Here is a 16773-nt window from a genome sequence, read left to right as displayed (position 1 = left end):
CGGTACCACTCATTCCATCATTAAAGTCGGTGCCTCCTGAGATGCTTTGGGTATGGAAAGCAGAACAGCCTGGAGTGCGGAAAGCAGGGAGGCCCTGGCGGCCGTCGCCGCGTCCGCTGCTGTGCTTGCTGCCTTCACCGGCGCCGGCGCGGACCGCCCTGATCCGCCCGCCGCCGATCCGCTGCGAGACACCGATCCGCTGCGGAATCTGGCGGATGCTTGCCTGGACGGTCTCGCCGAGGTGGCCCGGCTGGAAGCCCGGACCGCCGCGCTGAAGGTGAGGCTGGCCGCCGAATACGTGCAGGCGGCCAGGGCCCTGGCCTCACCGGCGGCGTCCCCGCAGGAACGCACCGCCCAGGAGATGGCCCTGGTCGCGGAGGTCGCCTGTGTCCTGACCGTCAGCGAACGGACCGCCGGAGCCCTCCTGTCCGAATGCCAGGCCCTGACGACGGCGCTGCCGCTGACCCTGACGGCCCTTCAGGCCGGGACGATCTCCTGGCAGCACGCACGGATCATCGTCGACGAAACCACCAGCCTGGATCCCGCCGGAGCGGCCGCGCTGGAAGCCCACTTCCTGGACCCCGGCGCCCCGAACCCCGCCCGCGGGTGCCAGGCCGGGGACCTCGTCCCGTCCCGGTTCCGCGCCAAGGCACGCGCCTGGCGGGAACGCCACCACCCGGTCAGCATCGAAAAACGCCACACCAAAAGCGCCGAGGACCGCCGGGTCGACTACATCCGGACCGGGACGGCATGGCCTGGCTCTCCGCCTACCTCCCGGCAGCTACCGCCGCAGGGATCTGGGAACGGACCACCGCCGCCGCCCGCGCCCTCCAGGGCCCGGCCGAGACCCGGCCCCTGGCCCAGCTCCGCGCCGACATCACCGCCACCTGGCTCCTCACCAGCCACACCACCGGCACCGGCACCACCGGCGGAACGGCCGGCGGCGGAACGGCCGGCGGCGGAACCGGCACGGGCGCGGGTGTGGCCGGGGGTGTCCCGTCCCCGCGGGCGCAGGTCCTGATCACCGTCCCGGTCCTGTCCCTCCTGGGCGCCACCGACGAACCAGCCACCCTGGACGGGTACGGGCCGATCCCGCCGTCGATGGCCCGCCGCCTGATCGCCGACGGCGCCGACTCCTTCCACCGCGTCCTGACCGACCCCCGCGACGGCGCACCCTTGGAAATCGGACGGACCAGCTACCGCGTCACGAAGGCCCAGCGTCAATGGCTCCGGCTCCGCGACGGCAAGTGCCCCTTCCCCGGCTGCAGCAACCACTCCCTGGACAACGAAGCAGACCACCTCCTGGCCTGGGCCGACGGAGGCAACACCGGCATCTCCAACCTCGGCCAGCCCTGCCCCCGACACCACCGCCTCAAACACAGCTCCGCCTGGACACCAACCGGAGCCAGCAAAGACAACCCACCAGGGTGGACCGCACCCTCAGGCCGGCACCACCCCAGCGAACACCAGGACTGGGAACCACCCCGCTGGCCACACCACATCCTGGCCACGAACACCGGCACGCACCAAGGCCTGCCCGCGGATCCGGGACACCAGCCGGACCCGGCGCCAACCGGGCACCCCGGCCCGGATCCCGGCCAGGACCCCGGCCAGGAACCCGGCCGGGATCCCGAACCGGAACTGCCCCCGGACCCCTTCCCGGACTGGCACCAATTCACGGCCTGGGACTCATTCACGGCCTGGGACTCATTGCCCGCGGCAGACACGGACGATCCGGGCTGGCCAGCGCCCCTCGACGACCCCGTCCCGGAATGCCTCCTGTTCCTCACGGCCTCGGACAGCGCCTAGCCAGAGTAGCGGCCGCCTCTTAGAGACCCGGAATTGGCAGGATGGTGCTGTGACGATACGCGATGTAGATGGAGATCCTGGTTCAGCGTTACTGCGGGTGAAGGTGTCGATAGTGGGCAGCGAACCTGTCATCTGGCGGCTCCTCGAGGTCGACTCTTCCCTGACGCTGGACAGGATCCACGACATCATCCAAGCGGCCGTCGGGTGGCGGGATTCGCATCTGCATTCCTTCAACGACACCGACGCCTACAAGCGACTGCGGCCGGTCAATGGGAAGCTGCGTGAACCACGGCGCTGGGTCCACCGGGACTTGCTGACGGCGGCACTCGCTGAGTGCCGCCGTCGTCATTCGGCAGGCCAGTGATCCTTTATCTCCGTTAGGACGGGTTCATCCCAGATGGACGATGGGGGCGTCACCGTCGGTTCCGGTGAACTTCTTGCGGTCGATGTTGATGAGAAGCAGAGCAATCGGTGCGATCAGGATCGCAACTCCCACGGCCCAGAGGAAGACCATGGAGTAGCCCGCGGAGAGGGACGCCAGCGACACACCACCGGCTGTGGCTGCGGCAGCGATGGTGCTGAACAGGGCGATGCCCAGGGAACCACCGATCTGCTGCGAGGCGTTGACCAAAGCGCCGGCGACACCGGAATCATCCTTGTCCACGCCGAACAGTGCGAGGTTCTGCATCGGCACGAAGACCATGCCCAGCCCGACGCCCATGAGAAGCAACGCCGGCAGCATGTTGACGAGGTAGCTGCCCTCGGCGCTGACCTGCGTGAGCCACAGCATCGCAGCCGCCATGAAGACCGGCCCCACGGCCGTCGGGATCTTCGCACCCAGTTTCGGCAGGTTCTTCGCCACGATCCCGCCTGGATGATCAGCACCACGGTCATGGGCAGGGACGCAAGCCCGGCGAGGAACGGTGCGAAGCCAAGCACAATCTGGATGTAGAAGTTCACCGCTGCACCTGCGTCTGTGCGGCTCCGGCTTAGTAGGCAGGTTGTTCGCGGTGTCCTTGACCAGCGTGACTGTCTTGTCCGCGATCCGGGCGGCGATTGTACGGTGGGCTTCGCTTCCAATGGCGCCCAGCACTGCAACTGGCGCCCAGCACTGCAACTGGCGCCAATCATCAGGGAGGCGTCGGTGGGATCATGCCGTGGATGGCCAGCTCGCCGCGGAGCAGTTCCTGGAGCAGCAGGTCCTGGAGCAGTTCTGGCGCAAGGGTAGCCGGCAGGAGGTTCTGTTCAGCGATGCCGGGACGGATATGCCGGGAAAGCTCCGGCGCGCCGATGTGGCCGATCAATCACGGTAGACGTGCCCGTAGGTCTTGCTCTTCGCCGTTGATGCCGGCCACAGCATCACGGACCACCCGCTCGACCGGGGACGCGATGTCCATGACAACCCCGGCCTCATCCGCCCCCAGCGGTTCCAGGGTTGCCAGCTGGGAGTCAAGCAGCGTGGCCGGCATGAAGTGTCCGCTGCGGCCCTCCAGCCGGGCGCCGAGGACGTCCTTGCTGCCGTCGAGGTGCAGGAACACGGTGTCCGGCGCCTGCTCCCGGATGGCGTCCCGGTAGCTGCGGCGAAGCGCGGAGCAGGCCAGGACCAGGCCGCCCGCACCGGCACCGGCCAGTGCGTTGCCGACGGTGGCGAGCCAGGGCCAGCGGTCCTCATCCGTCAGCGGGCTGCCGGCAGCCATCTTGGCGACGTTTTCCACCGGGTGGAGCGAATCGCCGTCGAGGAACGGGACGCCGAGTTCGCGCGCCACGAGGTCACCGATGGTGGTCTTGCCGCAGCCGGAGACACCCATGACAACAACGCGGCGGGCGGGCGCGGCGCCAGGTGTGACGCCGGCTTTCGGAGTGGGGGATTGATTGTTCGTCACCAGTCGTGGACCGTTCCGTCGACGAGGCGGTTGTAGGGCAGGTAGGCCTGCTGGTAGGGGTAGGCCGCGGCGGCTTGCTCGTTGAACTCGACGCCGATGCCGGGCGCCTCCCCCGGGTGCAGGTAGCCGTCGACGAAGGTCATGGACTGCTCGAAGACCTCGTTGGTGGCGTCCGAGTGCTGCATGTACTCCTGGATCCCGTAGTTGTGGATCGCCAGGCCCACGTGCAGCTGCGCGGCGAAGCCCACCGGGGAGATGTCCGTGGGCCCGTGGAAGCCGGACTTGATCTGGTACTGCGCGGCGAAGTCCATCACCTTCTTCAGCGGCGAGATCCCGCCGAAGTGCGTCGACGCGGCCCGGACGTAGTCGATCAGCTGTTCCTTGATCAGGGTCTGGTAGTCGAACACGGTGTTGAAGATCTCCCCGATCGCCAGCGGCGTCGTGGTGTGCTGGCGGACCAGGCGCAGCGCCTCCTGGTTCTCCGCCGGCGTGCAGTCCTCCAGCCAGAACAGGTCATAGGGCTCCAGGGCCTTGCCCAGCTTCGCGGCCTGGATCGGGGTCATCCGGTGGTGCCCGTCGTGCAACAGCGGCAGCTCCGGGCCGAACTCGTTCCGGACCGCCTCAAACACCGAGGGCAGGTGCCGCAGGTACGCCCGGGTGTCCCAGTCCTCCTCGACCGGGAACGCGCCCCGGCCGGCCGGCTCGTAGTCGTAGCGCTCCCCCGAGGCCTGCGCCTGCGCCGCGACCCCGTAGACGGCCTTGATGCCCGGCACCGCGGTCTGGATCCGGACCGACTTGTAGCCCAGCTCCAGGTGCTCCCGGACCGAATCGAACAGCGAGGGCAGATCCGCCCCCGAGGCGTGGCCGTAGGCGCGCAGCCCGTTCCGGGACGCCCCGCCCAGCAGCTGGTACACCGGCATCCCCGCGACCTTGCCCTTGATGTCCCACAACGCCATGTCCACCGCGGCAATCGCGGCCATCGTGACCGGACCCCGGCGCCAGTAGGAGGACCGGTAGAGGAACTGCCAGGTGTCCTCGATCCGGTGCGGGTCCTTCCCGATCAGCAGCTGCGCGACATGCTCCTTCAGATACGCGGCCACGGCCAGCTCCCGGCCGTTCAGGGTCGCATCCCCGATCCCGGTGACACCGTCCTCGGTGGTGATGCGCAGGGTGACGAAGTTACGGGACGGGCTCGTCACGAAGACTTCCGCGGCAATGATTTTCATGGCAGATCCTTCCAATCCGAGTAAGTCTCGGTGTTTTGTAATTACCGGTCGGCGCGCCGGCGGTGGCTACATGGCTGGAGCAACGGGGACGACCGTTGCTCCAGGCTCCGACCCTCTGAATACGGCCGTGCTGATGAGGGAAAACTAGGGGCCGATTGCTGGTTCCGTGAACGTGCCGCTCAGGCCTTCAATGAGTTCGGTGATGGCATGGTCCTCTGCCAATTGCGGGTTGAGGAGAGCCAACAGGGTGCGGATGCGCCCGGTGCCGGTCAACGCGTTGGCGGCATCCACTTCGTCTGCGAGCGGATCCTGCAAGGTTCCGGCGTGGACACTGAAGTCCATCCATGCGGCAATCATGAGCGCGGCGGCGGCGCCGGACCTGCCGTGGGAGCGTTCGGCCAAGAGCACCGGTACAGCGCGCATCCTCAGTTTTGTGCTGCCGTCCATGGCGATCTGGGCGAGGTGGTGGGCGATGCGTGCGTTCCTAAAGCGGTCCAGGAGTTCGGCACGGTACTCCGGAATCCGCAGCTCGGCACCTTTGAGCCCGGCACTTGCCAGATTGGCCTCGGCTTCGTCCCAGAAAGCCTCGACGGCGTGCAGGCACGCGGGATCCGCCAATGCCTCGGCCACAGTGGCATGGCCGCGCAGCTGCCCTGCGTATGCAAGCAGCGAGTGGGCACCGTTAAGCAGCCAGAGCTTGCGGTTCTCGAACGGTTCGATCTCGTCCACGAAAACCGCGCCTGCGTCTTCCCAGCGCGGCCGGCCGGCCGGGAAGGCCCCGCTCAGTACCCAACTGCGGAAGGGCTCGGCCACTACCGGTGAGTTGTCGCGGTAGCCGCATGCGGCCTCCACGGCCTCGAGGTCGGCGTCGGTGGTCCGCGGCGTGATGCGGTCCACGGAGGTGCTGACAAAGCTGACGTTGGCGTCAACCCAGGCAGCCAGTCCAGCGTCCCATGCCGCGGCCAGGCCAAGCACCGCGCTGCGGGCAACGCTTCCGTTGTTGGAGAGGTTGTCGCAGCAGACGACGGCTAGTGGGCCGCCGTCGGCGGTCCTGCGGGCAGCGAGGGCGAAGACCAGCCGGCCCAGCGGCGTCGTCGGTGTGCCGCCGCCAGCCGCAGTACCGGCCAAAAGCGCAAGGTCTGCGACGACGTCGGGAGCCGTGCGGTCGAGCTGGCCGTCCGAGTCAAGGCGGTAGGCGGCCTCGGTGATGGTCAGGGTGATGACCGCCGTGGCAGGGGCGGCAACCAGCTCGGCGAGGCGGCCCACGTTGGCGCCGTCCACGGCCTCAACAATGCTGCTAACAATCTCGAACGAATCACCGCCGTCGGCACGCTCCACCACGGTGTACAGACCGTCCTGCCCGGCAAGCGCCAGCGCGGCGTCCGGCCTGCGGCCCGTGAAGGAGGCGATGCCCCACTCGGCGGCGTCGCCTGCCTGATGGGTGTACCAGGCCTGGTGGGACCGGTGGAAGGCGCCCAGTCCAAGGTGGACAATCCGGACCGGCGCCTTGGCGCTGGGCCGGAGGGACCTGTTCAACCGGGGCAGCGCTGCCGGCACAGGCGCCTGCTCGCCGATTTGCAGCTCGATGGTCACAGCTTGAAGACCCTTCTCGGAGCGGAATCGACGACGTCGACGATGATCTCGTGCGCGCGGTCCTCGCTGACCCGGTGCTCGGCGACAAGGCGCGCCAGGAAGGCGGCCTCGATCCGGCGCGAGGCGTCATGCCGGGCCGGGATCGAGCAGAACGCACGCGTGTCGTCGATGAAGCCCGACGACCTTGAGAAGCCGGCCGTTTCAGTCACGGCGGCACGGAAGCGGAGCATGGCATCCGGTGCGTCCAGGAACCACCACGGGGCACCGAGGTACACAGACGGGTAGAAGCCGGCCAAGGGCGCCAGCTCGCGGGAAAATACAGTCTCATCCAACGTGAAGAGCACGAGGTGGAAGTCCTTGGCGGTACCAAAGTCCTGCAGGAGGGGGCGGATGGCCTCGGTGTAGTTCACCGCGAAGGGAATGTCGTGGCCGGTGTCCGCGCCGTAGGCGTTGAACGTAGGCCCGTGGTGGTCGCGGTACGAACCCGGGTGGATGGTCATCACCAGCCCGTCCTCGACCGACATCCGCGCCATCTGGTACATCATGTGGGCTTCAAAGTTTTCGCGGTCCTGCGCCGTGGCCTGGCCGGCGCGGGCCCGCTCGAACAGCCTGGCCGCCTCGGCGTCGTCAAGCTTCAGCGTTGCGGGCGTGCGGACGCCGTGGTCCGCCGATACGGCCCCGTGGTCCACGAAATAACGACGCCGGTTCTCCAGCGCGCTGATGTACCCGGCATAGCCGGTTCCGCCGTCGGCCGCTGCCGCCATGAGTCGCTCGACGTTCGCCTGCCACTGCGGGTGCGCGATGTTCAGGTACTGGTCCGGGCGGAACGTGGGCAGGACCCGGCCATGGAAGGTGGGATCCTCGTCGATGGCCCTGTGGCTGGCGAGGTCATCGAGCGGGTCGTCGGTGGTGGCCAGGACCTCGATGTTGAAGTCCTTGAACAGCTGGCGGGGGCGGAAGCCGGGCTCCTGCAGCCTGGCGCTGATGGCGTCATACGTTGCATCAGCGGTCTCGGCACTGAGCTCCTGGTGGAGGCCGAACACGCTCTCGAACTGGTGGCGGAGCCAGTAGCCGGACGCCGTTCCTTCGAAGAGCGGCCACGAGTTGCAGAACTCGCGCCAGACACCGCGGGGCTTCAGTACTGGAGCCGCGGTATGCCCCGGCTTGGGTGCGCGCAGCCGGTCCAGTGGCACTCCGCTGGCATGGATCAGGCGAGTGACGTAGTGGTCCGGGCTGACCAGCAGCGCGGCCGGGTCCGGGAACGGCGTGTTGTGTTCGATGACGGCGGCGTCAACGTGGCCGTGCGGAGAAATGATGGGAAGGTCCTGCACCCGCTCCAGAAGCGCGCGGGCAATACTGCGCGTTCCGGGATCCGCGGGGAGGAGCCGGTCGGGATTAGCGGCAATCGACTCTGACATAAAGCAATAGTCCTTCCTTTGGCAATTTTTGTCAATCGGTTGCCAACCAGGGCGGCTCTGAGTGCTTTACCCTTTGCGGGTTTTGGTCCGCACGGCTGCGGACGGAGGTGCTGGAGCAGCGTCAGCGGGTGAAGAGCGGTCCGCTGGAGCCGCGGATGACCAGTTCGCTTTCTGCTTGCACCACAAAGGAATCCTCCGTCCCGCCGTGCAGTATCTGCAAGAGGAGTTTTGCGGCATCTGAACCGCTCTGGCGCAACGGTGCCCGCACCGTGGTGAGGGGCGGCGTCGTGAAGTTGGCCCCGAAGATGTCGTCAAAGCCGACAATGCTGATCTGCCCGGGCACCTCGATGCCTGCCGCCTGGAGCTCCTGCATGAGTCCGATCGCCAGGAGGTCGTTGTAGGTCAGGACCGCCGTGGCGCCGCTGGCGCGGACAGCGCGCGCGGCCTGCCTGCCCCCCTCGATCGTTGGTTTTGTGGATTCCAGCCGCACGGCCTCGAGCCGGGACCAGTCACAGGCGGCCTGGACGCCCTCCCAGCGGCGGCCAGACATCCAGGACTGCGGCGGCCCGGCGACGAAGGCAATCTTCTGGTGGCCGTGGGCGGCCAGGCTGCGGACCGCCTCACCGATGCCCTTGTTGACATCAGGGACTACGCACGGCACTCCCTCGACCTCGCGGTTGATGACAACCACGGGCTTGTCCCGGGCCAACGCCCGGATGTTGTCATCATCCATCCGCGGGCTGGCGAGGATGAGGCCGTCCACGGTTGCCATTAATCGCCGGGCTGTCATCAATTCGGTTACCGCGGATTCGGCCGATTCGGCGAGGACCAAGGTGTAGTCGCGCACGGCAGCTGTACTCTCTGTCCCCCGGATGATGTCAAAGAACGTCGGATTGGTGATATCCGCGACGATCAGCCCCAGGGTGCTGGTGCGGCCGGTCGGCAGCGCGCGCGCAAACGGATTGACATGGTAATTGAGTCCGGCGGCCGCGTCCTCGATCAGTTTCTGCGTCTTGGGGCTTACCCGGCCGGGCTTGCTCAGAGCCCGGGACACCGTGGACGGATTAACCCCTGCAACCTTGGCAATGTCGTAAATCGTGGCGTTGCCTCTGCCCTCGCGGGCGCCATTCTTGGCGTCTCGGGGTGTTGGGGCAGAGTCAGGCTTCGCGAGTTCGGTCACAGCCCCATCCTACCGACGACCCTTACCGACAAATGACTCAGAGGCGACGTACTGGCTCTAGTGCGGCAATCGGTTGCCATTTGTGGCCATAGTCACTAGACTTGCAGGGTCGCGGACGCAGTGGTCCGCTTTCTCCAGATTAGGAATGCAATGTCCTCAATTTCCTCAGCTCAGCCGGTGCGGTCTGCGATTGGCTCCCCTCCCGAACCTTCCAGCAAGGAGTTGCGCCGTGCCGGGTGGGCCGGCTTCATCGGTACTGTCCTGGAAAACTACGACATGGTTGTCTACGGTGTCGGAACAGCCATCATCTTCAACACCCTCTTCTTCCCGAATGTCTCCCCCGCAGTAGGCTTCATCGCCAGCTTCGGCGCATACGCCGTCGGATTCATTGCCCGCCCCATGGGCGGCCTGTTCTTCTCACGCTTCGGCGACAAGATCGGGCGGAAGTTTGTTCTCGTGGCCACCCTCGCCCTGATGGGGACCGCCACATTCGCCATGGGCCTGCTCCCTACCTACGAGACAGCCGGCATTTTGGCGCCGATCCTGCTGACCGTGCTCCGGTTCATCCAGGGCTTCGGCGCGGGGGCGGAAATGGCAAGCGCAGTGGTACTTCTTGCCGAATTCGCGCCCAGAGGCAAACGTGGCGCCATGACGTCCCTCGTGTGGGCAGGAGCCGCCGTCGGCTCCGTCTTCGGTTCACTCGCCTGGATCCTGGTCCAGCTCCTGCCTCGTGAAGACCTGGAATCCTGGGGCTGGCGCCTCGTCTTCCTCTCCAGCGCCGTGGTCACGGTCGCCGCCTACTTTATCCGTCGGCACATGAAAGAGTCCCCGGTCTTTGCGGAGCTGAAACGTGAGCAGGTCCAGGCTGCCTCACCGATCAAGGAAGTTCTGCAGAAGGGCCGCCGTCCGCTGCGCCAGGTTTTCCTCATCAACATGGGAACACATGCCCACTCCTACATTTACCAGGCTTTCCTTGGCACGTTCCTGATCTCCGTCGTCAACATCGACAAGGCACTGATCCCTCAGATGCTGGCCATCGGCGGGCTTTTCGCCATCCCGGCCGCGCTGATCGCCGGGCGGGCCACCGACCGCTGGGGCCGTAAACCAGTTAACGTTTTCATCCTGTCCTTCCTGTTCCTGTTCTCTTTTCCTGCGTTCTGGCTCAGCAGCACCGGTAACGTCTGGCTGATCGCACTGGTCTATGCCGTAGGGTTCACATTCGCCGTGGAAGGCGGAATCTCAGCGCAGTCCGCCATGTACGCCGAGCTCTTCGGCTCCAAGTACCGTTATGCCGGTGTCGCCATCGCACGTGAGTTCTCAGCCATCTTCGGCGGGGGTATTGCTCCCATCATCTGTTCCGCACTTCTGGTCTGGGCGACAAATTCTTACTGGCCAATCGCGCTCTACATGATGGTCATAGTCGGGATCTCCCTCGTCCAAGCCCTGAAGACTCCGGAGACGAAGGACCGCGACCTGACTCTGGAAGAGAACGCGGCCTGACCGGGAGGCATCCTTCCGCAGGATGTGCGGGACTCAATGCACTCGTTGCACAGAAATGAATTGGAGTTTTGATGTCAGCACACATCGGTGTCACCGGCCTTGCGGTGATGGGGGCCAACCTCGCCCGCAACCTGGCCCGGAACGGCTTCACCGTTGCCCTGCACAACCGGTCCGTGGAGAAAACCGACGCGCTCCTGGAAAAGCACGGCCAGGACGGAGACTTCGTCCGCACGGAGACGCTCCAGGAACTCGTCGACTCGCTGGAGAAGCCGCGCCGCGTGCTGATCATGGTCAAGGCCGGCAAGCCGGTGGACTCCGTGATCGAGCAGCTCGAGCCGCTCCTGGAGGCGGGCGACATCATCATCGACACCGGCAACTCGCACTACGAGGACACCCGCCGCCGCGAGGCCGCGCTGGCCAAGAAGGACCTGCACTTCGTCGGCATCGGCGTCTCCGGCGGCGAGGAGGGCGCCCTGAACGGCCCCTCGATCATGCCCGGCGGCTCCAGGGAGTCCTACGACGCCCTCGGCCCGCTGCTGGAAAAAATTGCCGCCCACGTGGACGGCAAGCCGTGCTGCGCCTGGATCGGCACCGACGGCGCCGGCCACTTCGTCAAGATGGTCCACAACGGCATCGAATACGCGGACATGCAGGTCATCGGCGAAGCCTTCGACCTGCTGCGCTCCGGCGCGGGGATCGAACCGGCGGAACAGGCCAAGATCTTCGAGGAGTGGAACCAGGGCGAGCTCGCCTCCTTCCTGATCGAAATCTCCGCCGAGGTCCTCGGCCACGTCGACGCCAGGACCGGCAAGCCGTTCGTCGACGTCGTGGTGGACGCCGCGGGCCAGAAGGGCACCGGCCGCTGGACGGTCATCTCCGCGCTCGAACTGGGATCGCCGACGTCGGGCATCGCCGAATCGGTCTTCGCCCGGGCCCTGTCCTCCCAGACGGAGCAGCGTGTGCTGGCCCAGGAACTCCTGGCCGGCGCAGGGGCCGACGTCGAGGTCCCCGGGACCTTCGTCGAAGACGTGCGCCAGGCGCTGTACGCCTCCAAGCTGGTCTCCTACGCGCAGGGACTGGACATGCTCACCTCGGCCGCGAAGGAATACGGCTGGGACCTGAAGCTGGACGAGATCGCCTCGCTGTGGCGCGGCGGCTGCATCATCCGGGCGGAGCTGCTCAAGGAGATCACCAAGGCCTACGCCGCAACGGAGAAGCCGGCCAACCTGCTCTTCGCGCCCGCCTTCACCAAGGCGATCGCCGAGGTCCTTCCGGCCTGGCGCCGGGTTGTTTCCACGGCTGTCCAGCTCGGCATCCCGGTGCCGGTGTTCTCCTCCTCGCTGGCCTACTACGACGGCCTGCGCCGCAAGCGCCTCCCGGCCGCCCTGATCCAGGGCCAGCGCGACCTCGATCGAGGCCGTGGACACGCACTAGTCCCTTTCGGTTGCGGGAGGTCCTCCCATAGTTTCTTGCGGAAACGAAGGCTGCTTGTGGCCCTGTCAGGGCGCTGAGGCAGAAGCGGTGGCACGCTTGTTCCCACGTCACGGAAAATATTTTCCCAGTCATCGGGAAAAAGTTTCGCCTGTCTGTGATTCCAGCCACTAACGTGAAATCCATGAATGCAGAGTCGACCAACGTGATAGGGGACAACAACGCCTCGCGTGTCGTGGAGATCTTGTTGACCTTCGCCTCTCACCGGACCCTGACCGCGGCGCAGATCACCACCGTGACGGGCATCCCGGCCAGCGCCGTCTACCGTCATCTGACGACGTTGGTGCAGTCCGGCCTGGTAACGCAGACCAAGCGTCGCGGCCAGTACAGTGCGGGCGCGGAATCCCTCAGGCTCGCCGCCAATTTCCGGCAGGAAGCGATGCTGAAGGGCCGCATCACCCGGCAGCTCCAGCTGCTCTCTGACGAGACGCAGGAATTGGCTGCCTATCTGGTGATCAGCGGCTCCGAGGCCCTGTGCCTCGAAGCCGTCGAAGGCCCGCAGATGCTGCGCTGCAGTTACTCGCCCGGCCGCTCCCAGCCGCTGCACAGGGGAGCAAGCGCATTGGCTCTGCTGGCCTACATCGGCGCCGAGGAACGCGCCGCGGTGATTTCCGGCCTGGGGCTTGATGCCGACGCCACGGCGTCCTTGGGGCGGGAGCTCCAGCTGATCCAGGGGCGCGGTTTTGCCCTCAGCTACGGCGCGGTGGACGCCGGCGTGTGGGGTGTGAGCTTTCCGGTTTTCGATCACGACGGGCATCTGCTGGGGGCGGTCAGCTCCATGGCCCCGGCCGGGCGCGCCGTCGGCCGCGAAAAGCAACTCATCGCCAGCACACGGGACGCCGCCGCCGCACTTGCCCAAGAAGGGACAGGACCCCGATGACCAACGCAACCGCCCCGAACCCTTGGACAGCCCGCGACGAAGGCCCCGGTGCTGAACACCGCCGCTGGCACCACGCGGTGAAATCGGCTGTTCCCGGAACGCCTGGCGTCGCCCTTCTCGGCTTCCGCAGCGATGAAGGCGTGCGCCGCAACAAGGGCCGCGTGGGCGCAGTCGACGGCCCCGCCAGCATCCGCTCCGCGCTGGCCCCCCTGGCCGCCGAGGCGGCACTGGTTGTCCATGACCTCGGTGACACCGAGGTTCTGGACGGGCGGCTGGAGGATGGGCAGCTCCGTCTGGGGCAGGCCGTCTCAAGCGCCTTGGACGAAGGCCACCTGCCGATCGTTCTGGGCGGCGGGCACGAGACCGCCTTCGGCGGGTACATCGGGCTGCGATCCAGCCCCGTGACCGTCGGCAAGCGCCTGGGCATCATCAACCTGGACGCCCATTTCGATCTCCGCGCCGAATCCGTAGCGTCCTCAGGGACCCCGTTCCGGCAGGTGGCCGAGTCCGAGCGGACCAACGGCCACGATTTCAACTACTCCGTGGTGGGCATCAGCAAGCCCGGCAACACCCAGGCCTTGTTCCAGACGGCGCGAGACCTCGGTGTGACCTACATGCTGGATGAGGACTGCTCCGAAGCCCGTCTTGACCAGGTCCTCGCGTTCACGGGGGCGTTCACGGACACCGTGGACGCTGCCTACCTGACCATCGACCTCGACGTCCTCCCTGCCCACGTCGCTCCCGGCGTCAGCGCCCCGGCGTCGTACGGCGTACCGCTCAGCGTCCTGCTGGCTGTGTGCCGGCAGCTCGCCCGCTCCCCCAAGCTGGCGCTCGTCGACGTCGTGGAACTTAACCCACGGTTCGACGTCGACTCCCGGACAGCGCGCGCAGCCGCCCGCCTGATCCACACGATTGCTTCCGAACGTCTGGAGTCCGGAACCGCCTTCCGCGAAGCATCCGGGCAGGTGCCGGCATAGCCGCCGCGCGCTCCCCTCCTCCCCACCTCCCTGAAACGAGCACACATGAAGAACCGAATCCCGCGCATCGGATGGGCAGCCACGGGGCTGGCCGTTCTGATCGCCCTGTTGGGACTCTCCGCACCGGCCCAAGCTGCAACGACGCCGCCGTCCCCCTCGGTCAACAAGATGGCCGATTTGCGCTCCGGCAAGACCACACTCAAGGTCGGCACCGATGCTTCCTTCCCGCCGTTCGAGTTCACTGACGCCAACGGTACGAAGATCGGCTTCGACATTGACGTCGTCCGCACTCTGGCCGCCAAAGCCGGCATAAAGAATGTCGAGTTCGTCCAGATGCCGTTCGGCAACATCGTTCCGGCGCTCCAGGCGAACCAGATCGACGTCGGGGCTTCCGCCATCTACATCAGCGAGGCCCGCGCCAAGGTTGTCGATTTCTCGGAGATCTACTATCCCGGCGGCCTGGGCCTCTTCGTTGGCGAATCAAACGACTCCGTGACATCCCTTGCGGACCTGGCCGGTAAGAAGGTCGCTGTCCAGGTGGGTACCAAATCCGTGGAGTGGCTGCAGCAGAACCAGCCCAAGGCCGAACTGGTGCAGGTCCAGACGAACGATCAGATGTTCTCCTCCGTGAAGCTCGGCCAGGCAGATGCCGTGGTGACCGGCCAGCCTGGTGGACGCTATTTCATTCATGAGCAGGGCGGTTTGAAGCAGGTGGGCGAACGCCTCACCAACGAGAACTACGGGTTCGCTTTCCAGAAGAGCGATTCCGATATCCGCGATGCCTTCAACACCGCTCTGAAAGACATCCAGGGTTCGGGCGAATTCACGAAGCTCTCCAGCCAGTGGTTCGGCGATGAAACCCAGGCCGCGACGTCGTCGGGCAAGGAACACAGCCTGTTCAACATCGGTTCGATCACCAATTCCTGGGGTCCGCTCATGAATGGCCTGGCCACTACGCTGCAAATCATCGGGCTGTCACTGTGCCTGAGTCTCGCATTTGGCATGCTGGGCGGCTTCGCCAAGCTCTCCCACATCCGCCCCCTCCGCTGGATCGGCAAGGCATACGTTTCCGTTATCCGCGGTACACCGTTCATCGTCCAGCTGTTCTTCATCTACTTCGGCTTGCCTCAGCTGGGCGTGCAGCTCTCGCCGATGGTGGCGGGCATTCTGGCACTTGGCCTCTACAGCGGTTCCTACGTCACGGAAATCGTCCGCGGCGCCATCCAGTCCGTCGATATTGGCCAGATGGAGGCCGCCCGCTCCTGCGGCATGAGCTCCACTTCCGCGCTCCGCCATGTGGTCATCCCGCAGGCCTTCCTGCGCATGCTCCCCCCGCTTGCCAACGAATTCGTTTCCCTCACCAAAAACTCGGCGCTGGTTTCCTTCGTGACGATCAGCGAACTGTTCCTCGTGGGCCAGACAATCATCGCCCGCACCTTTGACGCCCTGACCGTTTACGTATTCATCGGCGCGGTCTACTACATCCTCACCAACATCATCGGCCTGGCCGCAAACACACTCGAGAAGAAGATGGCGGTTTACATCTAATGGCTCTCCTGGAAACAAAAGAGATCACCAAGTCCTACGGTGACCACCATGTGCTCAAGGGCATCAACTTCAGCATCGAGCCCGGGGAAGTAGTTGCCGTCATCGGTCCAAGCGGCGGCGGCAAATCCACGTTTCTGCGGTGCCTGAACCTGCTGGAGACGCCCAGCTCCGGCCACGTAATATTCGACGGCGAGGACCTCCTATCGCCGAAGGTGGATCTGGACCGCCTCCGCTCCCGCATGGGCATGGTATTTCAGCAATTCAACCTGTTTCCCAACATGACGGCCCTGAAGAACGTCATGCTTCCGCAGATGGACGTCCTCAAGGTCAGCAAGAAGGAAGCGGAAACCCGGGCTATGGAACTCTTGGACAAGGTGGGTATGAGCCATCGCGCCCACGTCTATCCGAACAGGCTCTCCGGCGGCCAAAAGCAGCGGATCGCCATTGCCCGCGCGGTAGCCATGAACCCCAAGGTGATGCTGTTCGATGAGCCAACGAGCGCTCTGGACCCGGAGGTTGTCAGCGACGTCCTGGAGGTCATGGCTGGGCTCGCCGCCGACGGCATGACGATGGTCGTTGTCACCCACGAAATGGGTTTCGCCCGTAAAGTGGCCGACCGCGTGCTATTCATCGACGGCGGGAAGATCGCCTCCGATCTCCCTCCTGAGGAGTTCTTCTCGGACCTGAACACGAATCCGCGCATCCAGTCCTTTCTCGAAAAGGTTCTATAGAACCGCGCCTTCCTGACCGCACGTTCGACCACATCCTGAGCTTGCGGTACGAGGCCTGACGGCGGGCGCTCCCAGCCCCGGCTCCGGCTCTCCCAGCGGGTGTTGAGTTTGAGTTGATTGCCGGTGAGACTCTGATAGTGTTCGGTAATCCACGGTCCTCCCGGCCACTCCTTAGGCCGGTTGTAGATAACGGGTGGGGACTCGCGAAGTATCGCGAACCAAGGAGTTCTCTATGCATTTGTCGCCCAGGGAAAACGAAAAGCTGATGATCGTGGTTGCCGCCGATCTTGCACGGCGCCGGCAGAAACGCGGGCTGAAGCTCAACCATCCGGAATCCGTCGCGATTCTCACGTATGAGCTCGTCGAGGGCGCCCGCGATGGACGCCGGGTCGCCGACCTCATGAGCTACGGTACGACCATCCTTACCAGGGAAGACGTGATGGAGGGTGTCGCTGACATGATCCGGGACGTCCAGGTCGAAGCGACGTTCCCCGACGGCACAAAGCTCGTCACCGTGCACAACCCCATTCGCTAGGC

General features: G+C 65.6%; 15 protein-coding genes and 1 pseudogene. 10 read left to right on the top strand and 6 right to left on the bottom strand.

The window, feature by feature from the left end; all coding sequences use genetic code 11:
• Positions 1 to 52: 52 nt before the first annotated feature.
• Together ACQCSU_RS20095 and ACQCSU_RS20090 are read left to right on the top strand one after the other, a co-directional pair.
• A pseudogene (locus tag ACQCSU_RS20095) lies at positions 53 to 1809 on the top strand (DUF222 domain-containing protein).
• A gap of 112 nt (positions 1810 to 1921) precedes the next feature.
• Positions 1922 to 2173, top strand: a complete 252-nt coding sequence (locus ACQCSU_RS20090) for an IS1096 element passenger TnpR family protein (protein ID WP_426977077.1) — start codon at positions 1922 to 1924, stop codon at positions 2171 to 2173.
• Positions 2174 to 2197: 24 nt separating this feature from the next.
• Here the strand turns inward: ACQCSU_RS20090 and ACQCSU_RS20085 are convergent, their stop codons facing one another.
• A complete protein-coding gene (locus ACQCSU_RS20085) occupies positions 2198 to 2671 on the bottom strand; it encodes a hypothetical protein (RefSeq protein ID WP_426977076.1) in 474 nt (157 codons plus the stop codon).
• A gap of 295 nt (positions 2672 to 2966) precedes the next feature.
• Here ACQCSU_RS20085 and ACQCSU_RS20080 point away from each other — a divergent pair, with 295 nt between their 5' ends.
• Entirely contained in the window at positions 2967 to 3122 is a 156-nt protein-coding gene (locus ACQCSU_RS20080) for a hypothetical protein (protein WP_426977075.1), read from the top strand.
• Here ACQCSU_RS20080 and ACQCSU_RS20075 read toward each other — a convergent pair.
• From ACQCSU_RS20075 to ACQCSU_RS20055, 5 genes are all read right to left on the bottom strand, one after another.
• A complete protein-coding gene (locus ACQCSU_RS20075; RefSeq protein ID WP_426977074.1) occupies positions 3114 to 3692 on the bottom strand; it encodes a gluconokinase in 579 nt (192 codons plus the stop codon). The two genes, ACQCSU_RS20080 and ACQCSU_RS20075, sit on opposite strands and share 9 nt — an antisense overlap.
• Positions 3689 to 4918 (bottom strand): D-mannonate dehydratase ManD, encoded by a 1230-nt coding sequence (gene manD / locus ACQCSU_RS20070; protein ID WP_426977073.1) that lies wholly within the window; start codon positions 4916 to 4918, stop codon positions 3689 to 3691. Before manD ends, ACQCSU_RS20075 begins: the two co-directional genes overlap by 4 nt.
• Positions 4919 to 5062: 144 nt before the next feature.
• Complete coding sequence (locus tag ACQCSU_RS20065; RefSeq protein ID WP_426977072.1) at positions 5063 to 6511, bottom strand: mannitol dehydrogenase family protein; 1449 nt, start codon at positions 6509 to 6511, stop codon at positions 5063 to 5065.
• Complete coding sequence (uxaC, locus tag ACQCSU_RS20060) at positions 6508 to 7929, bottom strand: glucuronate isomerase (RefSeq protein ID WP_426977071.1); 1422 nt, start codon at positions 7927 to 7929, stop codon at positions 6508 to 6510. The genes ACQCSU_RS20065 and uxaC overlap by 4 nt, the downstream gene beginning before the upstream one ends.
• A 121-nt stretch (positions 7930 to 8050) precedes the next feature.
• A complete protein-coding gene (locus ACQCSU_RS20055; RefSeq protein WP_426977070.1) occupies positions 8051 to 9109 on the bottom strand; it encodes a LacI family DNA-binding transcriptional regulator in 1059 nt (352 codons plus the stop codon).
• Positions 9110 to 9259: 150 nt separating this feature from the next.
• Here ACQCSU_RS20055 and ACQCSU_RS20050 point away from each other — a divergent pair, with 150 nt between their 5' ends.
• The 7 genes from ACQCSU_RS20050 to ACQCSU_RS20020 all read left to right on the top strand — a co-directional run bounded on the left by ACQCSU_RS20050 (position 9260) and on the right by ACQCSU_RS20020 (position 16771).
• Complete coding sequence (locus ACQCSU_RS20050; RefSeq protein WP_426977069.1) at positions 9260 to 10609, top strand: MFS transporter; 1350 nt, start codon at positions 9260 to 9262, stop codon at positions 10607 to 10609.
• A 71-nt stretch (positions 10610 to 10680) separates the two neighbouring features.
• Complete coding sequence (gene gndA / locus ACQCSU_RS20045; protein ID WP_426977068.1) at positions 10681 to 12120, top strand: NADP-dependent phosphogluconate dehydrogenase; 1440 nt, start codon at positions 10681 to 10683, stop codon at positions 12118 to 12120.
• Between the two features lie 104 nt (positions 12121 to 12224).
• Positions 12225 to 12980, top strand: a complete 756-nt coding sequence (locus ACQCSU_RS20040) for an IclR family transcriptional regulator (protein WP_426977067.1) — start codon at positions 12225 to 12227, stop codon at positions 12978 to 12980.
• Positions 12977 to 13957 (top strand): formimidoylglutamase, encoded by a 981-nt coding sequence (gene hutG, locus ACQCSU_RS20035; RefSeq protein ID WP_426977066.1) that lies wholly within the window; start codon positions 12977 to 12979, stop codon positions 13955 to 13957. Before ACQCSU_RS20040 ends, hutG begins: the two co-directional genes overlap by 4 nt.
• A gap of 45 nt (positions 13958 to 14002) precedes the next feature.
• Positions 14003 to 15505, top strand: coding sequence for an ABC transporter substrate-binding protein/permease (locus ACQCSU_RS20030; protein ID WP_426977064.1), 1503 nt, complete (start codon positions 14003 to 14005; stop codon positions 15503 to 15505).
• Positions 15505 to 16236: an amino acid ABC transporter ATP-binding protein gene (locus tag ACQCSU_RS20025; RefSeq protein ID WP_426977063.1), complete on the top strand. Its 732-nt coding sequence runs from the start codon at positions 15505 to 15507 to the stop codon at positions 16234 to 16236. The genes ACQCSU_RS20030 and ACQCSU_RS20025 overlap by 1 nt, the downstream gene beginning before the upstream one ends.
• 232 nt (positions 16237 to 16468) lie before the next feature.
• Positions 16469 to 16771 carry an urease subunit gamma gene (locus ACQCSU_RS20020; protein WP_426977061.1) on the top strand — a complete coding sequence of 101 codons (303 nt, stop codon included), beginning with the start codon at positions 16469 to 16471 and terminating at the stop codon, positions 16769 to 16771.
• Positions 16772 to 16773 lie beyond the last annotated feature (2 nt).

It is taken from the genome of Pseudarthrobacter sp. O4 (assembly GCF_050157025.1).
Classification (GTDB): Bacteria; Actinomycetota; Actinomycetes; order Actinomycetales; family Micrococcaceae; genus Arthrobacter.
The sequence above is the reverse complement of the archived record's forward strand: the minus strand, read 5'-3'. Positions and strand labels throughout refer to the sequence as shown.